The organism is Microbacterium sp. NPDC089695 (assembly GCF_044749085.1).
In the GTDB taxonomy this organism is placed as follows: Bacteria; Actinomycetota; Actinomycetes; order Actinomycetales; family Microbacteriaceae; genus Microbacterium.
Genome location: NZ_JBIVHG010000004.1, coordinates 156006 through 173326, shown reverse-complemented (window position 1 = coordinate 173326; position 17321 = coordinate 156006). Strand labels below are relative to the sequence as shown.

At 69.7% G+C, this 17321-nt stretch carries 15 protein-coding genes; 12 read left to right on the top strand and 3 right to left on the bottom strand.

The window, feature by feature from the left end; all coding sequences use genetic code 11:
- Positions 1 to 25 precede the first annotated feature (25 nt).
- Positions 26 to 1366, top strand: a complete 1341-nt coding sequence (locus tag ACIPYT_RS16615; RefSeq protein ID WP_401076775.1) for a class II 3-deoxy-7-phosphoheptulonate synthase — start codon at positions 26 to 28, stop codon at positions 1364 to 1366.
- A 66-nt stretch (positions 1367 to 1432) separates the two neighbouring features.
- On the opposite strand, the gene pknB is transcribed toward ACIPYT_RS16615, so the two are convergent.
- Positions 1433 to 3379 (bottom strand): Stk1 family PASTA domain-containing Ser/Thr kinase, encoded by a 1947-nt coding sequence (gene pknB, locus ACIPYT_RS16610; RefSeq protein ID WP_401076772.1) that lies wholly within the window; start codon positions 3377 to 3379, stop codon positions 1433 to 1435.
- 79 nt (positions 3380 to 3458) lie between these two features.
- On the bottom strand, positions 3459 to 4682 hold the full coding sequence (locus ACIPYT_RS16605; protein ID WP_401076769.1) for a LysM peptidoglycan-binding domain-containing protein: 1224 nt from the start codon (positions 4680 to 4682) through the stop codon (positions 3459 to 3461).
- Between the two features lie 203 nt (positions 4683 to 4885).
- Between ACIPYT_RS16605 and ACIPYT_RS16600 the strand changes: the two genes are divergently transcribed.
- Positions 4886 to 5191, top strand: a complete 306-nt coding sequence (locus ACIPYT_RS16600) for an Rv2175c family DNA-binding protein (protein WP_401076983.1) — start codon at positions 4886 to 4888, stop codon at positions 5189 to 5191.
- 18 nt (positions 5192 to 5209) lie between these two features.
- Here ACIPYT_RS16600 and ACIPYT_RS16595 read toward each other — a convergent pair whose 3' ends face one another.
- Entirely contained in the window at positions 5210 to 6298 is a 1089-nt protein-coding gene (locus tag ACIPYT_RS16595) for a polyprenyl synthetase family protein (protein WP_401076766.1), read from the bottom strand.
- A gap of 96 nt (positions 6299 to 6394) precedes the next feature.
- Between ACIPYT_RS16595 and ACIPYT_RS16590 the strand changes: the two genes are divergently transcribed.
- From ACIPYT_RS16590 to ACIPYT_RS16545, 10 genes are all read left to right on the top strand, one after another.
- On the top strand, positions 6395 to 6772 hold the full coding sequence (locus tag ACIPYT_RS16590) for a DUF3040 domain-containing protein (protein WP_401076763.1): 378 nt from the start codon (positions 6395 to 6397) through the stop codon (positions 6770 to 6772).
- A gap of 276 nt (positions 6773 to 7048) precedes the next feature.
- The gene (mraZ, locus tag ACIPYT_RS16585; RefSeq protein WP_050723728.1) at positions 7049 to 7480 is read left to right on the top strand and encodes a division/cell wall cluster transcriptional repressor MraZ; all 432 of its coding nucleotides are present in this window, start codon (positions 7049 to 7051) and stop codon (positions 7478 to 7480) included.
- A 117-nt stretch (positions 7481 to 7597) separates the two neighbouring features.
- A complete protein-coding gene (gene rsmH / locus ACIPYT_RS16580; protein WP_401076761.1) occupies positions 7598 to 8533 on the top strand; it encodes a 16S rRNA (cytosine(1402)-N(4))-methyltransferase RsmH in 936 nt (311 codons plus the stop codon).
- Positions 8530 to 9102: a hypothetical protein gene (locus tag ACIPYT_RS16575; RefSeq protein ID WP_401076758.1), complete on the top strand. Its 573-nt coding sequence runs from the start codon at positions 8530 to 8532 to the stop codon at positions 9100 to 9102. The genes rsmH and ACIPYT_RS16575 overlap by 4 nt, the downstream gene beginning before the upstream one ends.
- A 40-nt stretch (positions 9103 to 9142) precedes the next feature.
- Positions 9143 to 10933, top strand: coding sequence for a peptidoglycan D,D-transpeptidase FtsI family protein (locus ACIPYT_RS16570; protein WP_401076755.1), 1791 nt, complete (start codon positions 9143 to 9145; stop codon positions 10931 to 10933).
- A 28-nt stretch (positions 10934 to 10961) separates the two neighbouring features.
- Positions 10962 to 12374 carry a UDP-N-acetylmuramoyl-tripeptide--D-alanyl-D-alanine ligase gene (murF, locus tag ACIPYT_RS16565; protein WP_401076752.1) on the top strand — a complete coding sequence of 471 codons (1413 nt, stop codon included), beginning with the start codon at positions 10962 to 10964 and terminating at the stop codon, positions 12372 to 12374.
- Complete coding sequence (gene mraY / locus ACIPYT_RS16560; protein ID WP_401076749.1) at positions 12371 to 13483, top strand: phospho-N-acetylmuramoyl-pentapeptide-transferase; 1113 nt, start codon at positions 12371 to 12373, stop codon at positions 13481 to 13483. The genes murF and mraY overlap by 4 nt, the downstream gene beginning before the upstream one ends.
- A complete protein-coding gene (gene murD, locus ACIPYT_RS16555) occupies positions 13473 to 15011 on the top strand; it encodes a UDP-N-acetylmuramoyl-L-alanine--D-glutamate ligase (protein ID WP_401076746.1) in 1539 nt (512 codons plus the stop codon). The genes mraY and murD overlap by 11 nt, the downstream gene beginning before the upstream one ends.
- Complete coding sequence (gene ftsW / locus ACIPYT_RS16550) at positions 14980 to 16224, top strand: putative lipid II flippase FtsW (RefSeq protein WP_401076743.1); 1245 nt, start codon at positions 14980 to 14982, stop codon at positions 16222 to 16224. Before murD ends, ftsW begins: the two co-directional genes overlap by 32 nt.
- Positions 16221 to 17297 (top strand): UDP-N-acetylglucosamine--N-acetylmuramyl-(pentapeptide) pyrophosphoryl-undecaprenol N-acetylglucosamine transferase, encoded by a 1077-nt coding sequence (locus ACIPYT_RS16545; RefSeq protein ID WP_401076740.1) that lies wholly within the window; start codon positions 16221 to 16223, stop codon positions 17295 to 17297. The genes ftsW and ACIPYT_RS16545 overlap by 4 nt, the downstream gene beginning before the upstream one ends.
- The last annotated feature ends 24 nt before the right edge of the window (positions 17298 to 17321 follow it).

Below are 17321 nucleotides of genomic sequence, written 5' to 3'. Positions count from 1 at the left end.
CCGCGCGCGCACTAGGCTGGAGGGCATGCTCCAGCACCACATCGACGCGCTTGACGCGTGGCGCGCGCTCCCGATCAAGCAGCAGCCTCAGTGGGGCGACGCCGAGCGCGTCGCCGAGGTCTCCGCGCAGATCGCAGCGCTTCCGCCCCTGGTGTTCGCCGGCGAGGTCGACAACCTCCGTGATCGACTCGCGCGCGCCGCGTCCGGGCAGGCCTTCCTGCTCCAGGGCGGCGACTGCGCCGAGACGTTCGCCGGCGCCACCGCCGATCAGATCCGCAACCGGATCAAGACCGTCCTGCAGATGGCGGTCGTACTGACCTATGGTGCGTCGATGCCCGTCGTGAAGATGGGGCGCATGGCCGGGCAGTTCGCCAAGCCCCGCTCGAGCGACACCGAGACCCGCGGCGACGTCACCCTGCCCGCATACCGCGGCGACATCGTGAACGGCTACGACTTCACCGAGGGCTCGCGTCAGGCCGATCCCGGTCGCCTGCTCCAGGGGTACCACACGGCCGCATCGACGCTGAACCTCATCCGCGCCTTCACGCAGGGCGGCTTCGCCGACCTCCGCGAGGTGCACTCGTGGAACAAGGGCTTCGCACAGAACCCGGCCAACCAGCGCTACGAGCGCATGGCCGCCGAGATCGACCGCGCGATCAAGTTCATGGAGGCGGCCGGCGCCGACTTCGACGAGCTCAAGCGCGTCGAGTTCTTCACGGGCCACGAGGGTCTGCTGATGGACTACGAGCGTCCGATGACCCGCATCGACTCGCGCACGGACACCCCGTTCAACACCTCGGCCCACTTCCTGTGGATCGGGGAGCGCACCCGCGAGCTCGATGGCGCCCACGTCGACTACTTCTCGAAGATCCGCAACCCCATCGGCGTGAAGCTCGGCCCGACCACGACGCCCGAGACGGCGCTCGCGCTGATCGACAAGCTCGACCCGAACCGCGAGCCCGGTCGTCTCACGTTCATCACGCGTATGGGCGCCGGCAAGATCCGCGACGCGCTGCCGCCGCTGCTCGAAGCCGTCCGCGACTCGGGCGCTCAGCCGCTGTGGGTCACCGACCCCATGCACGGCAACGGCATCACGACGCCGACCGGCTACAAGACCCGTCGCTTCGACGACGTGGTCGACGAGGTGCGCGGCTTCTTCGAGGCGCACCGTTCGGTGGGTACGTTCCCCGGCGGCATCCACGTCGAGCTCACGGGCGACGACGTCACCGAGTGCCTCGGCGGATCGGAGCACATCGACGAGGCCGCGTTGGCGACCCGCTACGAGAGCCTGTGCGACCCGCGTCTGAACCACATGCAGTCGCTCGAGCTGGCGTTCCTCGTGGCCGAGGAGCTCGAGAAGCGCTGATCGACCCGCGCGACGACGAAGGCCCTCCCCGGATCGGGGAGGGCCTTCGTCGTGGTGCGACGCGGCTCAGCCGCTGAGCTGGATGGACAGCTGAACGGTGCCGCCCCGCGGGAGAGTCTTGTCGGAGCCGGGGTCCTGCGACGTCACCCTGGCCATCTCGGCGAAGCCCGGGAGGTCGCCCCAGGCCGCGTACGTCGCGGTGAAACCGGCATCCGAGAGGATCTGCTTCGCTTCGACGAGGGTCCGGTCGGTGACATCGGGCACCGGGAACAGTTCGGGACCCTTCGAGACGATGAGGGTCACCGTGTCGCCCGGACGCCAGTTGCCCTGTGTCGCACGGTCGGCCACGCCGATCACGAGATCCTTCTCGAGGCTCTCGCTGAACGCGTAGGCGAGCTCGGGAGCCACCTGGAGCTCCTTGTCGGTGAGCGTCGATGTGGCCTGGTCGACGGACATGCCCGACACGTCCGGGAATGCGCCCGCCGACACGTACAGCTCGACCGTGTCGTCTTCGAGGATCTCGCAGCCGTCGCCGCACGCGTACACATCGCCGCCGTCGCGCGGGGTGACGTAGGCGTTGATGACGCGGCCCTCGTCTGCATCCGAGAACAGCACGAGCGGGTCCTGGGTGACGTTCACCGAGATGTCGGCGAGGTAGTCCCGCGCTTCCTGCTCGTCCATGCCGTTGAGCGCGTCGACCGTGTGGGCGGCCGGCCCGATCGAGATGTACACGGTGACGGTCGTGCCCTTGTCGAGGCGCTGCCCCTGCTCGGGATCCGTCCTGATGGCCTGGTCGCGTGCCACGTCGATCGAGTTCTCCTCGCCCCGCGCGGGGGTGAATCCCTCGGCGGTGAGGGCGTTCGCGGCGTCGTCGTACGACAGCCCGGCGACGTCGGGCACGGCCACGAGCGAACCGGGTCCGGAGCCGAACCACCACCCCACGCCACCGGCGACCGTGGCCAGCAGGAGCACGAGAGTGAGCAGGAGGGCTCCGCGCGCCCGTCGGCGCGAGGAGCGGCGGCGGAGCAGCGTGGCGTTGTCGACGGCCGTCGCCGTCGGCGCGGTGGGATCGGGGAGCACCATCGTGCTCGGCATGACCTTCGTGAGGTCGGCGGAGTCGGCCTGCGCGCGCTGCGGCATCGTGGCAGCCGCGACAGCCGGCGCGATACCGAGATCGCGTTCGATCTCACGCAGTCGGTCGAGCATCTGCTGCGCATCGTCCGGTCGCTCGTCGGGCGACTTCTCGGTCGCCCACAGCACGAGCTCGTCGAGGGGCTCGGGGACGGCGGGATTGCGGATGCTGGGGCGCGGGACCGATTCGGTGGCGTGCTGGAACGCGATCTGCATCGGCTGCTCGCCCTTGTAGGGCTGCTCGCCGACCAGCATCTCGTAGAGCATGATGCCCAGCGCGTAGATGTCGCTGCGGGCATCGGCCGTGCCTCGCGTGACCAGCTCGGGGGCGAGGTACGCGATCGTGCCGAGCAGCTGCTGTCCGGTCGCGGTGTTCGCCGTGGTGGCGCGGGCCAGGCCGAAGTCGCCGATCTTTATGCGGCCGTCCTCGGCGAGCAGCACGTTCTCGGGCTTGACGTCGCGGTGCACGATGCCGGCGCGGTGGGCGGCCGAGAGCCCGGCCAGCACGGCATCCATGATCGTGATGGTCTGCGGCACCGTGAGGCGCTTCTGCTCGCGCAGGAGCTCGCGCAGCGTGATGCCGGGCAGGTACTCCATCACGAGATAGGCGAGCTCGCCGTCCTGGCCTTGGTCGAAGACGTTGACCACATGCGGATCGGCGAGACGGGCCGCCGCACGCGCCTCCTGGATGAAGCGGCTCTGGAACGAGGAGTCGTCGCTCAGGTGCGCGTGCATGACCTTGAGGGCGATGCGGCGCTCGAGCCGGAGGTCGGTCGCGACGTAGACCGTGGCCATGCCGCCGCGGGCGATCCGAGCCCTGACCCGGTAGCGACCGTCGACAAGCCGCCCGATGAGGGGGTCGGCCTGCTGATTGGTCGTCACGTCAAGATTCTATTGAGGACTGCCTGAAAGCCTCGGGAGCGGCTCGCCCCTCGACCCTGCGGGTTTGCCCGGAACCCGCTCATCCGTACGTCGAGAGCCACTGGTACGCCTGCGTCTCCCACAGTCCGTACTTCTCGGGGTAGGCGGAGATCTGCACGGCCTGCGCGGCGTCGGTGAAGCGCATCGACTCCCAGCCGGGGATGTCGAGCAGCCCGCGGGTGGTCTGGCCGTTCGGGTCGGCGGCTCCGCCGAAGAACACCCGGGTGCTGCGGTCGGCGTCGAGGATCTGCTCCGGAAGGCCCCACCCGGTGCTCGGGCGCTGCTGGAAGAGCCCGAGGGAGTCGCGGTCGCCCCAGGCGAGGTTGCGCATGCTGGACTCGACCATCGCGGTCGCGAGGGCGATCGCGATCGCCTGGTCGGAGACGCCGAGCTGCCGGCCGACCCCGATGATGAGAGCGGCGTTGCCGGCCTGCTCGGCGTCGAGCGCGGCGAAGGACTGCGCGGGGGCGGCGGCCGGGGCGGCCGCTGCGGGCGCAGGTGCAGCCGCCACGGCGATGCTCTGTCCCGGGTAGATGATCGCGCCGGCGGCCAGGCCGTTCAGCGTGAGGAGCGCAGCCGTCGACGTGCCGTACTTCTGGGCGATGCCGAACAGCGTGTCGCCCGTGACGACCGTGTGCACCGGAGCGCCCGTGGCCGTCGGTGCCGGTGCCGGTGCCGGTGCCGGCACCGTGACGGGCGCCGCGGCGGCGACGGGCGCAGGAGCACCCGACAGCGCGATGCTCTGCCCCGGGTAGATGACGGATGCGCGGGTGAGCCCGTTCGCGGCCAGCACCGCGTCGACCGTGAGCCCGTATCGCTGAGCGATGCCGAACACCGTGTCGCCGGCGACCACCACGTGGGATGCCGCGGCGACGGGCGCAGGAGTGCTGACCGGAGCTGCCGTGGGCGCCGCAGCGCCGCTGAGCGCGAGCGTCTGCCCGGGGTAGATCACGGATCGCCAGCCGAGGCCGTTCCAGGTGAGCACGTCGACCGTCCGCAGGCCGAAGCGACCCGCGATCGACGCGACGGTGTCGCCGGGTTGCACGACGTACGATGCGGGTGCCGTCTGCAGCGGGACGACCCGACCGAGCGTCTGCGACCTCTCGACCGGGGCCACGGGAGTGTCCGCGACGGCGGGCGCGACGGCCAGGGGGCCGGTCAGAGCCCCGAGCACGGCGGCGGGGACGCCGATCTGCAGATACGTCGTGCGGCGTGCCGCGTTCCGCGATGCGGCGGCATGCTGTCGCTGTGCGTGCTGTCTCACGGGTTTCCCCTTCGTTCGGCGTCTGCCCACGCTGACACGTATGTATACGGAAGTCAACAGAAGTGACGTGTGTGACGGATGTGGCATATCGGCTGCGGGAAATGCGCCGGAGGCGAGGAAGTGAGATAGTGGGCAACGTGTCTGAGCAGTCTGCGAACAGCGAAACCGAGAACGCCGGGGTCACCCCCACCGACTGGCTGACGATGCCCGACCTCGTCGAGGTGCTGGATGAGCCGCTCGGCCGCATCCGCCGTCTCATCGACGAGCACTATCTGATCGGCTCGCGCCGGTCGGGCGTGTTCGCCGTGCCCGCCGTCTTCATCGTCGACGGGCACCCCCTGTCGTCGCTGCGCGGCACCGTGATCGCGCTGCAGGATGCGGGATTCAGCGACGATGAGGTCGTGGACTGGCTCCTCGCCGACGACGACACCCTCGGCCGCTCTCCGATCGCGGCCCTGCTGGCCGGCCACAAGAGCGAAGTGCGTCGCATCGCCCGCACGCTCGCCTGAGCGGAACGGCGCGCCGCGTCAGGCCGCGCGCACGGTCGCCGCGCGGGCGAGATCGCGCAGGTCGCCGACCGCGGCGTTGTCCAGCCGCGCGCCGGACAGCGCGCGATCGGCATCCTTCGCGTAGTCCGCGATCATGCTCTCCACCGTGTCGAGCGCACCGGATCCTTCGATGGTCGCCTGCAGGAACGAGACCTGGGCCGCCGTGAGCTCCGGGTCGCCGAGGAGTTCGTCGAACAGTGCGCGCGCCGAGGCGTCGAGCGCCTGCCGGGTGAGGGCGACCAGCACGGTGCGCTTGCCCTCGCGCAGATCGTCGCCGGCGGGCTTGCCGGTGACGGCGGCGTCGCCGAAGACCCCGAGAACGTCGTCGCGGAGCTGGAAGGCCATGCCGACCGGATGACCGAAGCGTCGCAGGGCGCGCAGCTGCTCCTCGTCGGCCTGTGCCAGAGCGGCGCCGAGGACGAGCGGCTGCTCGATGCTGTATCTCGCCGACTTCAGCGACACCACCCGCAGAGCCCGCTCGACGTGCGAATCGGTCGCGTGCACACTCCAGGCGGACTCCTCGGCGATGTCGAGGAACTGTCCGACGGTCACGTCGCGGCGCATGCGTGCGTACTCGCGGCGGACGGTGTGCGCGTGGGGCAGCGTCTCCACGGCATCCTCGAACAGGTCGTCGCTCCAGGCGACGAGCAGGTCGCCGAGAAGGATGGCCGACGACCGCCCGAAGGCCTCGGCGTCGCCGGACCACCCCGCAGAGCGGTGGGCGCTCTCGAGTGCGCGGTGCGCGGCCGGGCGCCCTCGCCGGGTGTCGGAGTTGTCGATCAGGTCGTCGTGCACGAGCGCAGCGGACTGGAAGATCTCGAGCGCAGCGCAGACGTCCCACAGGGAGTCGGCCTCGACGGCGGTGCGGTCGCGGTGACGGGCGACGGATCGCCACCCGGCGTGGCAGAAGCGCGCGCGCAACCGCTTGCCGCCGAGCAGCGTCTGGGCCGCCGACTCCTCGAGGGCGGCCGCATCAGGGCCGTACTCGACGGACTCGGCGCGCATCCGCTCGAGGAAGATCCGGAGGCGGGTCGCGACGGCGTCGGGGACGAGGGAGGGGGACGACACGACTCCCAGCATACGTAAAGGGAACTGGGGTCGAACGGCTAGCCCGGAGGCTCATACCGCGCGTAGAATGAGGAGACCATACCCGAGGGGGACGAAATGCCACTCTCCGAACAGGAGCAGCGTCTGCTCGATGAGATGGAACGCCATCTCCTGCACAATGACGCCGATGTCGTGAGTGCGCCATCAGGCGACCGAGCACTCAGCTATCGCAATCTGGTCTACGGAGCGCTTCTGCTCCTCGCCGGTGTGGGCGGACTGATCGTCGGCGTGATCCTGGGAGACGTGTGGGGAGTCGTCGTCGGCGTGATCGGATTCGCCGCCATGCTCGGCGGGGTCATGCTCGCGGTCACTCCCGTACGACGTCCGCTCTCCGCCGCGCCGCGCGAGCGGGGATCGGCATCGAAGCCGCAGAGCTCCGCCTCGTTCATGGACCGCATGAACGATCGATGGGATCGTCGCCAGGACGGTCGCTGACCCTCATCTCCACGAAGGCCCGGATGCACGCAGCATCCGGGCCTTCGTCGTGAGTTCGGTGTCCCGGCATCCCTGGCTCGGGATCTTCCCTCCACTGGGCCTCCACTCTCCTCCACCCGCCTGAACTCTGAGAGACCCGCGTGAAAACGCGGGTCTCTTTGTCGTTCCCGGCAACTCGGCGGAGAAAACTGTCGGTTGACCATAGGTTTGTGGAGGAAAGTGGAGTAAAGTGGGGCGCACCTCGAGTTTGGCCGGACGCAGAGGGGGTGATGGCCGATGCTGCTGGGTACGCACTCACCGAAGCTGGACGACAAAGGGCGGGTCATCCTGCCCGCGAAGTTCCGCGAGGACCTGGGTGGCGGCATCGTCGTCACGCGTGGTCAGGAGCGCTGCCTCTACGTCTTCAGCACGGCCGAGTTCGAGGCGATGCATGAGCGGATCCGTCAGGCGCCGCTCGCGAACAAGCAGGCGCGTGACTTCATGCGTCTGTTCCTCTCCGGAGCGAGCGCGGAGATGCCCGACAGTCAGAACCGCATCACCATCCCCGCGCACCTCCGTCAGTACGCGGGCCTGCAGAAAGAGCTCATCGTCACCGGTGTCGGCGCCCATGCCGAGATCTGGGATGCCGAGAGCTGGAACACCTACCTCGCCGCCGGCGAGGAGAGCTACGCCGACCTCGAGCAGGAGGTGATCCCGGGACTGTTCTGACCACGGCCGTGATGCCCCGCCGCTCCCGCCCCGACACACTTCCCCGGTGCCGGGTCGCGAAGCGGAGGGGGATCAGGGCCCTGGTCCCCGACACACAGAGGTCACCCGAGAGAGATCATGAACCTCCGCGACATCCACACCCCCGTGCTGCTCGAGCGCTGCATCGAGCTGCTGGCGCCGTCCCTCCAGGCCGACGGAGCCGTTCTCGTCGATGCCACGCTGGGCATGGGCGGGCACTCCGAGGCGCTGCTCGAGCGGTTCCCGAACATCCGTCTGATCGGCCTCGACCGCGACACCGACGCCCTGCGCATCGCGGGGGAGCGGCTCGCGCGGTTCCGTGACCGCATCACGCTGGTGCACACGGTCTACGACGAGATCGGGCTGCACGCGCAGGGCGCGGCCGGCATCCTGTTCGACCTCGGCGTCTCATCGCTGCAGCTCGACGAGGCCGAGCGCGGGTTCGCGTACTCGAAGGACGCTCCGCTCGACATGCGGATGGACCAGACCAAGGGCGTCACGGCCGCCGAGGTCATCGCGACGTACAGCGAGGGCAACCTCCGCCGCATCTTCGAACGCTACGGCGAGGAGAAGCTGGCCGGTCGCTATGCCCGCTTCATCATCGAGGCGCGGCAGAGGCAGCCGATCCTGCGATCCGGCGAACTCGTCGACATCCTCGTCGCGGCGACGCCCGCGGCGGCCCAGCGCGCGGGCCACCCCGCCAAGCGCGTCTTCCAGGCGCTGCGCATCGAGGTCAACACCGAACTGAGCGTCCTCGGCGACGCGATCCCGGCGGCGATGTCGGCACTCGCGGTCGGCGGTCGCATCGTCGTGATGTCGTACCAGTCGCTCGAGGACCGCCTCGTCAAGCAGGCGTTCGCGGCCGGGGCCGCCTCGACGGCTCCCCAGGGACTCCCCGTCGAGCTGCCCGAGCACGCCCCGCGCTTCCGCATCCTCACGCGCGGCGCCGAACTCGCCGACGACGAGGAGCGAGCCCGCAATCCCCGTGCGATCCCGGTGCGCCTGCGGGCCGCCGAGAAGGTGCGTGACTCATGAGTCTCCTGGCGAGCGTCCGTCCGGCTCGGCCGGCGCAGAACCCGGCGCCGAGCAGATCGCCCCGTCGGCGCCTCGAGCCCGTCACGGCACCGCCGGCCCGACGCAAGCCCAGACTCGCGTACGCGATCGTCGCACTCGCGGGCGCCATGGCGATCGGCGCCGCGCAGATCGGTCTCTCGCTCGCGATCACGCAGGATTCGTTCCTCCTCGCCGGCCTCACCTCGCAGCAGCACGACCTCGATCTCCGCACGGATGCCCTCCAAGAGGATCTGACGGGACTCAGCTCGCCGCAGGCGCTGGCCAGTGGCGCGGCGTCTCTCGGCATGGTCGTCGCAGGCTCGCCCTCGTACCTGCGCCTCAGCGACGGCGCCGTGTTCGGGCAGGGGACCGGCGCCGGTGGGACGTCGACGATCGACCCGAACGGCGCCGGAGCCGTGGCCAACGCCCTGCTGCAGGCGGCCACGGTGCAGAACGCCGACGATCAGACCGCTGACGACGCCGCCGGAGCGACGCAGCAGGAACTGCCTCCCGCGATCACCGACGGGCTCCCGAGCCCCACGACGCGATAGCCCCATCATGACCCGACACACGATCTGACGGAGAGACTCCATGACGACACGAGCCACCCGGACGCCGCGGCGACGCACGGTCGTCGCGCTGGCCGTGATCCTGTCGATCCTCGCGGCGTTCATCGTGCGCCTCGTCGACATCCAGATCGTGCGAGCCGACGAGCACGTGACGCAGTCGCTCGAGTTCATCTCGAAGGGCACGCCGATCTACGGAGACCGCGGGTCCATCGTCGACGCCAACGGCAACGTGCTCGCCGAGAGCGTCGCGGTGTACGACTGGAACGTCGACCCGAAGGTCATGAACCTCATCGACACCGACGAGAAGAAGCCGCCGACGATCACCTGGGCCGACGCCGCCCAGCGCATCGCCGAGATCACCGGACTGGATGCGGAGACCCTGCGCACCGGTGTCGAGGCCGCACACGCGGCGAACCCCGAGTCGCAGTGGTTCGAGATCAAGAAGGGTCTCACCGCCGAGCAGCACATCCAGCTCAAGGAGCTCAAGGCCGAGGGCGTGCCCTACCTCCACTTCGAGGAGCGCGAGACGCGCGTGTACCCGAACGGCGCCGTCGCGGGCAACGTCGTCGGCTTCCTCGACGGCACCGGGACAGCGCAGGCGGGCATCGAGAAGATGGACGATCGCTGCCTCGCGCCGACCAACGGGGAGGAGAGCTACCGCACCGGCAAGGACGGCGTGATCATCCCGGGCAGCGAGACGAAGACGGATGCCGTCGACGGCGGCACCGTGCAGCTCACCATCAACGCCGACCTGCAGTGGTACATGCAGCAGATGATCGCGGAGGAGGCCCAGGCGCAGGGCGCCCAGGGCGGCACCGTCACGGTCGTCGAGGTGAAGACGGGGAAGATCCGCGCGGCGGCGGAGTGGCCGACCATGGACCCCAACGACCTGAACGCCGCATCGCAGGACGGCACTCTCGTCAGCAAGCTGTTCTCCTACCCGTTCGAGCCCGGATCCACGTTCAAGGCCGTGACCGCCGCGGCTGTCATGGAGAACGGCGGGGTCACGATGACGAGCCCCACCGTGTCGGCATCGTCGAGGGAGAAGTTCGACAACGGCGCGGTGATCAACGACGCCTTCGTGCATCCCACCTACCAGTACACGCTCGCCGGCGCGCTGATCGACTCCTCGAACGTCGCCCTGTCGAAGTTCGGAACCATGGTCAGCCCCGATGTCCGGTACGACTACCTGCAGCGATTCGGGGTCGGCGAGTCGACCATCGGCTTCCCCAGCGAGGCGAACGGCCTGCTCCACCCCACGAGCGACTGGGACAACCAGTCGCTGTACACCACCACCTTCGGTCAGTACTTCACCGTGACCGCACCGCAGCTCGCGGGTGCCTACCAGGCGATCGCGAACGGCGGCGAGAAGATCGGGCTGTCGCTCATCGAGTCGTGCACGGCGGCCGACGGCACGGTCGTGACGCCCGACGCGCCGGCGTCCGAGCAGATCATCCAGCCGCAGACCGCGGCCGACCTCACGCGCATGCTGGAGAACGTCGCGGTGCAGGGCGGCAACGCCGAGCGCATCCAGGTACCCGGGTACCGGGTGACGAGCAAGACCGGTACCGCGCAGATCGAAGACGGCAACGGCGGCTACAAGCAGGGTGTGTACTACACCAGCATGGTGGGCTTCGCTCCGGTCGACGATCCGCAGTACGTCGTCGTGGTCACCCTCGACCAGCCGACTAGAATCACATCATCCGCGGCGACGGCGTCGGCCTTCCAGAAGGCCATGACCCAGACCATGAAGACCTACCGCGTGATGCCGTCCTCCACCCCGATGGACGCACTGCTTCCCAAGTTCGAATGAATCGGCGCCTGCTGCGCCTGGAGACGTCATGATCGCCCTGTCGCTTGCTGAGATCGCCGCCGTCCTCGGGGGTGATCTCCGGCTCGTCGGCGCCGTCGCGCCCGACACTCTCGTCGACGGCGTGGTCGACACGGACTCGCGGAACATGGCGCCGGGGTCGATCTTCGTCGCCAAGCCGGGTGCCGAGACCGACGGCCACCACTTCGTCGGTGCAGCTCTCGCCGCCGGCGCCGTCCTCGCGATCGTCGAGCACCCCGTCGACGACGAGATCACGCAGATCGTCGTGCCCGATGCGGTCGCCGCCCTCGCCGATCTCGCCCGTGAGGTCGTCGCGCGTGTGCGTGCGGGCGGGAGTCTGAAGATCGTCGGCATCACGGGGTCGAACGGCAAGACGACCACCAAGAACTTCCTCGCGCGCATCCTCTCCGACGAGGGCGAGACCGTCGCCCCCATCAACTCGTACAACAACGAGGTCGGCGCACCCGTCACGATGCTGAGGATCACGCACGACACCAGGTACCTCGTCAGCGAGTTCGGAGCGGATGCGCCGGGCAGCATCGCCCGACTGGCCGGACTCGTCGAGCCCGACGTCGCCGTCGTGCTCATGGTCGGCCTCGCCCACGCGGGCGGGTTCGGGGGCATCGAGGCCACCGCGCGCGCCAAGTCCGAGCTCGTCGCCGCCGCCGTGCCCGCAGGCACCGCCGTGCTGAACGTCGACGACCCCCGTGTCGCCGCCATGCGCGATCTCGCCGTGTCGCGCGGGATGACCGTCGTCGGCTTCGGACAGGGGGCTGCCGCAGACGTGCGTGCGCGTGACCTCGAGGTCACGGCGGCCGGCACGGACTGCATCATCGAGGCCGCGGGGGAGAGTCGTCCTCTGCACCTGCGCGTCCTCGGAGCCCACCACGTCAACAACGCCCTCGCCGCGATCGCGGCCGCCGGCGTCCTCGGTGTCTCGGCCGCCGACGCGATCGCGCGCCTCGAGACGGTGGAGATCGCCGAGCGCTGGCGCATGCAGCCCCTGGGCAGCGACCGCGTCCGCATCATCAACGACGCGTACAACGCGAGCCCCGACTCCATGGCCGCGGCGCTGCGCACCCTCGCGCAGATCACGGGGCCGGACGAGCGCACGGTCGCCGTCCTCGGCGCGATGAGCGAGCTCGGCGAGACGGCGGGCGAGGAGCACGACCGCATCGGACTGCTCGCCGTGCGCCTCAACATCCAGCGCATCGTGGTCGTCGGGCAGGAAGCCCGGCGCCTCTACATCTCCGCGATCGGCGAAGGCTCGTGGGACAGCGAGGCCGTGTTCTTCCCTGACCAGGACTCGGCGTTCGAGTACCTGCGCACCGAGCTCCGCGACGGCGATCGCGTGCTCGTCAAGTCATCCAACTCCGTGGGCCTCCGGCATCTCGGCGATCGTCTGGGAGAATCGTTCTCGTGAGGTCTCTCATCATGGCGGCGGCCATCTCGCTCGCCTTCACTCTCTTCCTGACTCCCGTCTTCCTCCGGCTCTTCCGCAAATGGGGATGGGGTCAGGTCATCCGCACCCCCGAGGCGATCGAGAATCCCAGCCACGAGGCCAAGCGCGGCACGCCCACGATGGGCGGCGTGATCTTCATCCTCGGCACCATGGTGGGCTACTTCACGGGCGTCTACGTGGGCGGCGGCACCCCCGCGCTCTCGGCCCTGCTCGTCATCTGGCTGATGATCGGTTTCGGCGCCGTCGGCTTCATCGACGACTACATGAAGGTGCGCAGTCAGCGCAGCCTCGGGCTCTCCGGCTGGCGCAAGATCATCGGACAGCTCCTCGTCATCATCCCGTTCGGGATCGTGGCGCTGAACTTCCCCAACAAGTTCGATCAGACTCCGGCATCCGGGTCGATCTCGCTGTTCCGCGACATCCCGTGGCTGAACCTGTTCGCGTTCACGGTCGTGCTCGGCTGGGCGCTGTACCTGCTCTGGATCTCGGTCATCGGCGTCGCGACCTCCAACAGCGTGAACCTCACCGACGGGCTCGACGGTCTCGCAGCCGGTGCGGGCGTCATCGTCGTCGGCGCGTACAGCCTGATCGCGTTCTGGCAGTTCAAGCAGTCGTGCGTCGGCGAAGGCGTCGAGAAGGCTGCGATCGGCGGATGCTACGAGGTGCGCGACCCGTTCAGCCTGGCCATCATCGCGGCGTCCTTCGCCGCGAGCCTGATCGGGTTCCTCTGGTGGAACGCGCCCAAGGCCAAGGTGTTCATGGGCGATGTCGGGTCGATGGCGATCGGCGGCGTGATCACCGCGATGGCGATCCTCACCCGCACCGAGCTGCTGCTGTTCGTGATCGCCGGCGTGTTCGTGATGGCGTCGGGCTCCGTGATCCTGCAGCGCGCGTACTTCAAGGTCACGCGCGGAAAGCGCCTGTTCCTGATGAGCCCGTTCCACCACCATCTCGAGATGCGCGGATGGTCGGAGGTCACGATCGTCGTGCGCATGTGGATCATCGCAGGTCTCCTCGCGGTGTCGGCCGTCGGCCTGTTCTACGTCGAGTGGCTGACCCGTGTCGGCTGACGCACGGCTCGCGACGCTGACGAGCTGGAGCGCCGACTGGTCGGGGCTCCGCGTCGCGGTGCTCGGGCTGTCGATGACCGGCTTCTCCGTCACCGACACCCTGACCGAACTCGGCGCCGAGGTCCTCGTGCTCAGCGAATCCGCCGACGAGGAGTACGCGAAGCTCGTGCCCGTCGTGGGCGCCCGGCTCGAGCTCGGGTCGCTGGCCGAGGTTCCGCAGGCGCTCGTCGACTTCGCCGCCGACGTCGTGATCGCCTCGCCCGGGTTCTCCCCGTCCCACCCCGTGATCCGCTGGGTCCAGGAGTCGGGGATCGCCCTGTGGGGCGACGTCGAGCTCGCCTGGCGGGTGCGCGACAAGGTCACCCGCGCCGACGGCTCGCCCGCCGACTGGGTGCTCATCACCGGCACGAACGGCAAGACGACCACGACGCAGCTGACGGCGACGCTGATGGTGGAGGGCGGCCTGCGCGCTGCGCCGTGCGGCAACATCGGGGTCCCCGTGCTCGACGCGGTGCGCGACCCCGCCGGATTCGACGTGCTCGTGGTCGAGCTCTCGAGCCATCAGCTGTGGTACCTCGGACTCGCGCAGCCCGAGGGGCAGCCGTTCCCGCATGCGGCCGTGTGCCTGAACCTCGCCGACGACCACCTCGTCTGGCACGGCAGCGCCCGCGCCTACCGAGACGCGAAGGCGCTCGTGTACCGCAACACCCGTGTGGCGTGCGTCTACAACAAGGCCGACGAGGCGACCCGGGTCATGGTCGAGGACGCGGAGGTCGTCGACGGAGCGCGTGCGATCGGCTTCGACCTCGGCGTGCCGGGTCCCAGCGACCTCGGAGTGGTCGACGGTCTGCTCGTCGACCGCGCGTTCCTGGATGACAGGGCGCGCAGCGCGCTCGAGCTCACCACGGTCGCCGACCTCGACGACGCGGGACTCGCCGCACCGCACATCGTGCAGAACGTGCTCGCGGCCAGCGCCCTCGCGCGGTCTCTCGACGTGGCGCCCGAGGCGATCCACACGGCTCTTCAGGGCTTCCGTCTCGATGCGCATCGCATCCAGATCGTCGCCCGGCACGCCGGCATCACCTGGGTGGACGACTCCAAGGCGACCAACCCCCACGCCGCGGCCTCCTCGCTGCGCGCCTACCCCGGCGCCGTGTGGGTGGTGGGAGGCGACCTCAAGGGCGTCGACATCACCGAGCTCGTCGCGACCGCGGGGACGACCGCCAGCGCGGCCGTCGTGATCGGCGTGGAGCGCGCAGAGGTCGTGGCGGCATTCGAGCGACACGCGCCCGCGGTGCCGGTCTTCGAGGTGGATGCTGGCGAGACTGGTCACGTCATGAACCGCGTGGTGGAGATCGCTGCGGGGATCGTCGACGGTGAGGGAACGGTCCTGCTGGCCCCCGCCGCGGCATCCTTCGATCAGTTCACGAGCTACGCGGATCGCGGACACCGCTTCGCCGAGGCGGTGCGGGACTGGATAGACCGGGGGAGCGACGATGACGCAGGTCGAACGCCCCCCGCGCTCTGACGCGAGCGGCGCGAGAGGTCTCGCCGCACGGGTGTCGCTCGGACGCCGGTTCACACCGTTGTCGACCGAGTTCCTGATGATCGCGTCGGCCGCGCTGCTGCTCACGATCTTCGGACTGGTCATGGTCCTGTCCGCCACGAGCGCGACCGCCGTCGCGCGCGGCGAGAACCCCATGGACGGCGCGCTGCGCCAGGGTGTGTTCGCCGTGCTCGGCATCCCGCTCATGTTCCTGCTCTCGCGCATGCCCATGCGCTTCCTCAAGCGCATGGCCTGGCCCGCGCTCTTCGCGGCGATCGCCCTGCAGCTGCTGGTGTTCACCCCGCTCGGCATCGAGGACGGCGGAAACCGCAACTGGATCAGGATCGCCGGCTTCACGCTGCAGCCGGCCGAGTTCCTCAAGCTCTCGCTCGCCATCTGGATCGGGTACGTGCTGATGCGCAAGCACACGATGCTCGGCACCTGGCACCACGTGTTCATCCCCGTCGTGCCCGTCGGCGCGCTCGCGATCGGCACGGTGCTCGCGGGCAAGGACCTGGGAACCGCGATGGTGCTGGTGCTCGTGCTCCTCGGCTGCCTGTTCTTCTCGGGCGTCAAGCTGCGTCTGTTCATCCTGCCGGTGATCCTCGGAGTGATCGCCGTCATCACGCTGGCCGTCACGAGCCCCGACCGCATGCGCCGCATCACGGCCACCTGCTCGGACATGTCGGCCTACACGGGCGACTGCTACCAGTCGATCCACGGCATCTGGGGCATGGCCTCGGGTGGTGTGTTCGGCGTGGGACTGGGCAACTCGCAGGAGAAGTACGGATGGCTGCCCGCCGCCGGCAACGACTTCATCTTCGCGATCGTCGGCGAGGAACTCGGGCTCATCGGCTGCATCGTCGTGCTGGCGCTGTTCACGATCTTCACCGTGGGGGCCTTCCACATCATCCGCAAGACCGACGATCCCTTCATCCGCATCGCCGCCGGCGGCATCACGGTGTGGATCACCGGACAGGCCGTTCTGAACATCGGCGTCGTGATCGGCGTGTTCCCGGTCATGGGCGTCCCGCTGCCGTTCATGTCGCAGGGCGGCACGGCGCTTCTCGCGGTCCTCATCGCGTGCGGCGTGCTGCTGGCGTTCGCGCGCACGCTCCCGGGAACCGATGAGAAGGCGGGCGCACGAGCGCTCTCGGCTGTTCGCGGATCGGGGCGGGGTAGGGTCGCACGGTGACCACGTACCTTCTCGCCGGCGGGGGAACCGCCGGCCACGTCAACCCCCTGCTCGCCGTGGCCGACGGGCTCCGCGCCCGCGATGCCGGTGCGCGCGTCCTCGTCCTCGGCACCGCCGAAGGGCTGGAGTCCCGTCTGGTGCCCGCCCGCGGCTACGAGCTGCTCATCGTCGACAAGGTGCCGTTCCCGCGTCGCCCTGACGCACAGGCCGTGCGCTTCCCGTCGCGCTTCCGCCGCGCGATCGCCCAGGTGCGCGACCACATCCGGGCGCACGAGGTCGACGTGGTGGTCGGATTCGGCGGCTACGCCTCGGCACCCGCGTACGTCGCGGCCCGTCGTGAGCGCGTCCCGTTCGTCGTGCACGAGGCGAATGCCAAGCCCGGTCTCGCGAACGTGCTCGGCGCCCGCGGCGCGGCGGCCACCGGCGTGGCGTTCGACGGCACGCCCCTGCGCGGCGGCGAGGTCGTCGGCATGCCCCTGCGTCGCGAGGTCATCGAGCTCGACCGCGCGGCGACGCGTGCCGAGGCCGCGGAGCACTTCGGTCTCGACGCCGACCGCCCCGTGCTGCTCGTGTTCGGCGGTTCGCTCGGCGCGCAGCGGCTCAACGACGCGCTCGCCGATTCCTGGGCCGACATCCTGGCCGCGGGATGGCAGCTCCTGCACGTCACGGGTGAGCGCAGCGACCTCGCCGATCCCGAGGTGCCCGGCTACGCCCTGCGCCGTTACGTCGACCGCATGGACCTCGCGTTCGCGCTGGCCGATCTGATCGTCTCGCGGTCGGGTGCCGCGACCGTGAGCGAGATCAGCGCCCTCGGCATCCCGGCGCTCTACGTCCCGTACTCGGTCGGCAACGGCGAGCAGCGCCTCAACGCGGCCTCCGCGGTCGCGGCGGGTGCGGCCAGGCTGCTCGACGATGCGACGTTCGACGGCGACGCCGTGCGCGGACTCGTGGTGCCGGTGCTGAACGATCCGGCACGCCTGACCGCGATGGCGGAGGCGGCCGGGCGCGTCGGTACGCGCAGCGGCACCGAGAACGTGATCGCCCTCGTCGACCGTGCTCTGGGCGTCGCCTGACGCGCGAATCGCCGCAGGGGTCGA

Coding starts and splice junctions, on each gene's coding strand:
- ACIPYT_RS16615 (WP_401076775.1), top strand. CDS start 26: ATGCTCCAGCACCACATCGACGCGCTTGACGCGTGGCGCGCGCTCCCG.
- ACIPYT_RS16600 (WP_401076983.1), top strand. CDS start 4,886: ATGCCCGACCTCGTCGAGGTGCTGGATGAGCCGCTCGGCCGCATCCGC.
- ACIPYT_RS16590 (WP_401076763.1), top strand. CDS start 6,395: ATGCCACTCTCCGAACAGGAGCAGCGTCTGCTCGATGAGATGGAACGC.
- mraZ (WP_050723728.1), top strand. CDS start 7,049: ATGCTGCTGGGTACGCACTCACCGAAGCTGGACGACAAAGGGCGGGTC.
- rsmH (WP_401076761.1), top strand. CDS start 7,598: ATGAACCTCCGCGACATCCACACCCCCGTGCTGCTCGAGCGCTGCATC.
- ACIPYT_RS16575 (WP_401076758.1), top strand. CDS start 8,530: ATGAGTCTCCTGGCGAGCGTCCGTCCGGCTCGGCCGGCGCAGAACCCG.
- ACIPYT_RS16570 (WP_401076755.1), top strand. CDS start 9,143: ATGACGACACGAGCCACCCGGACGCCGCGGCGACGCACGGTCGTCGCG.
- murF (WP_401076752.1), top strand. CDS start 10,962: ATGATCGCCCTGTCGCTTGCTGAGATCGCCGCCGTCCTCGGGGGTGAT.
- ftsW (WP_401076743.1), top strand. CDS start 14,980: ATGACGCAGGTCGAACGCCCCCCGCGCTCTGACGCGAGCGGCGCGAGA.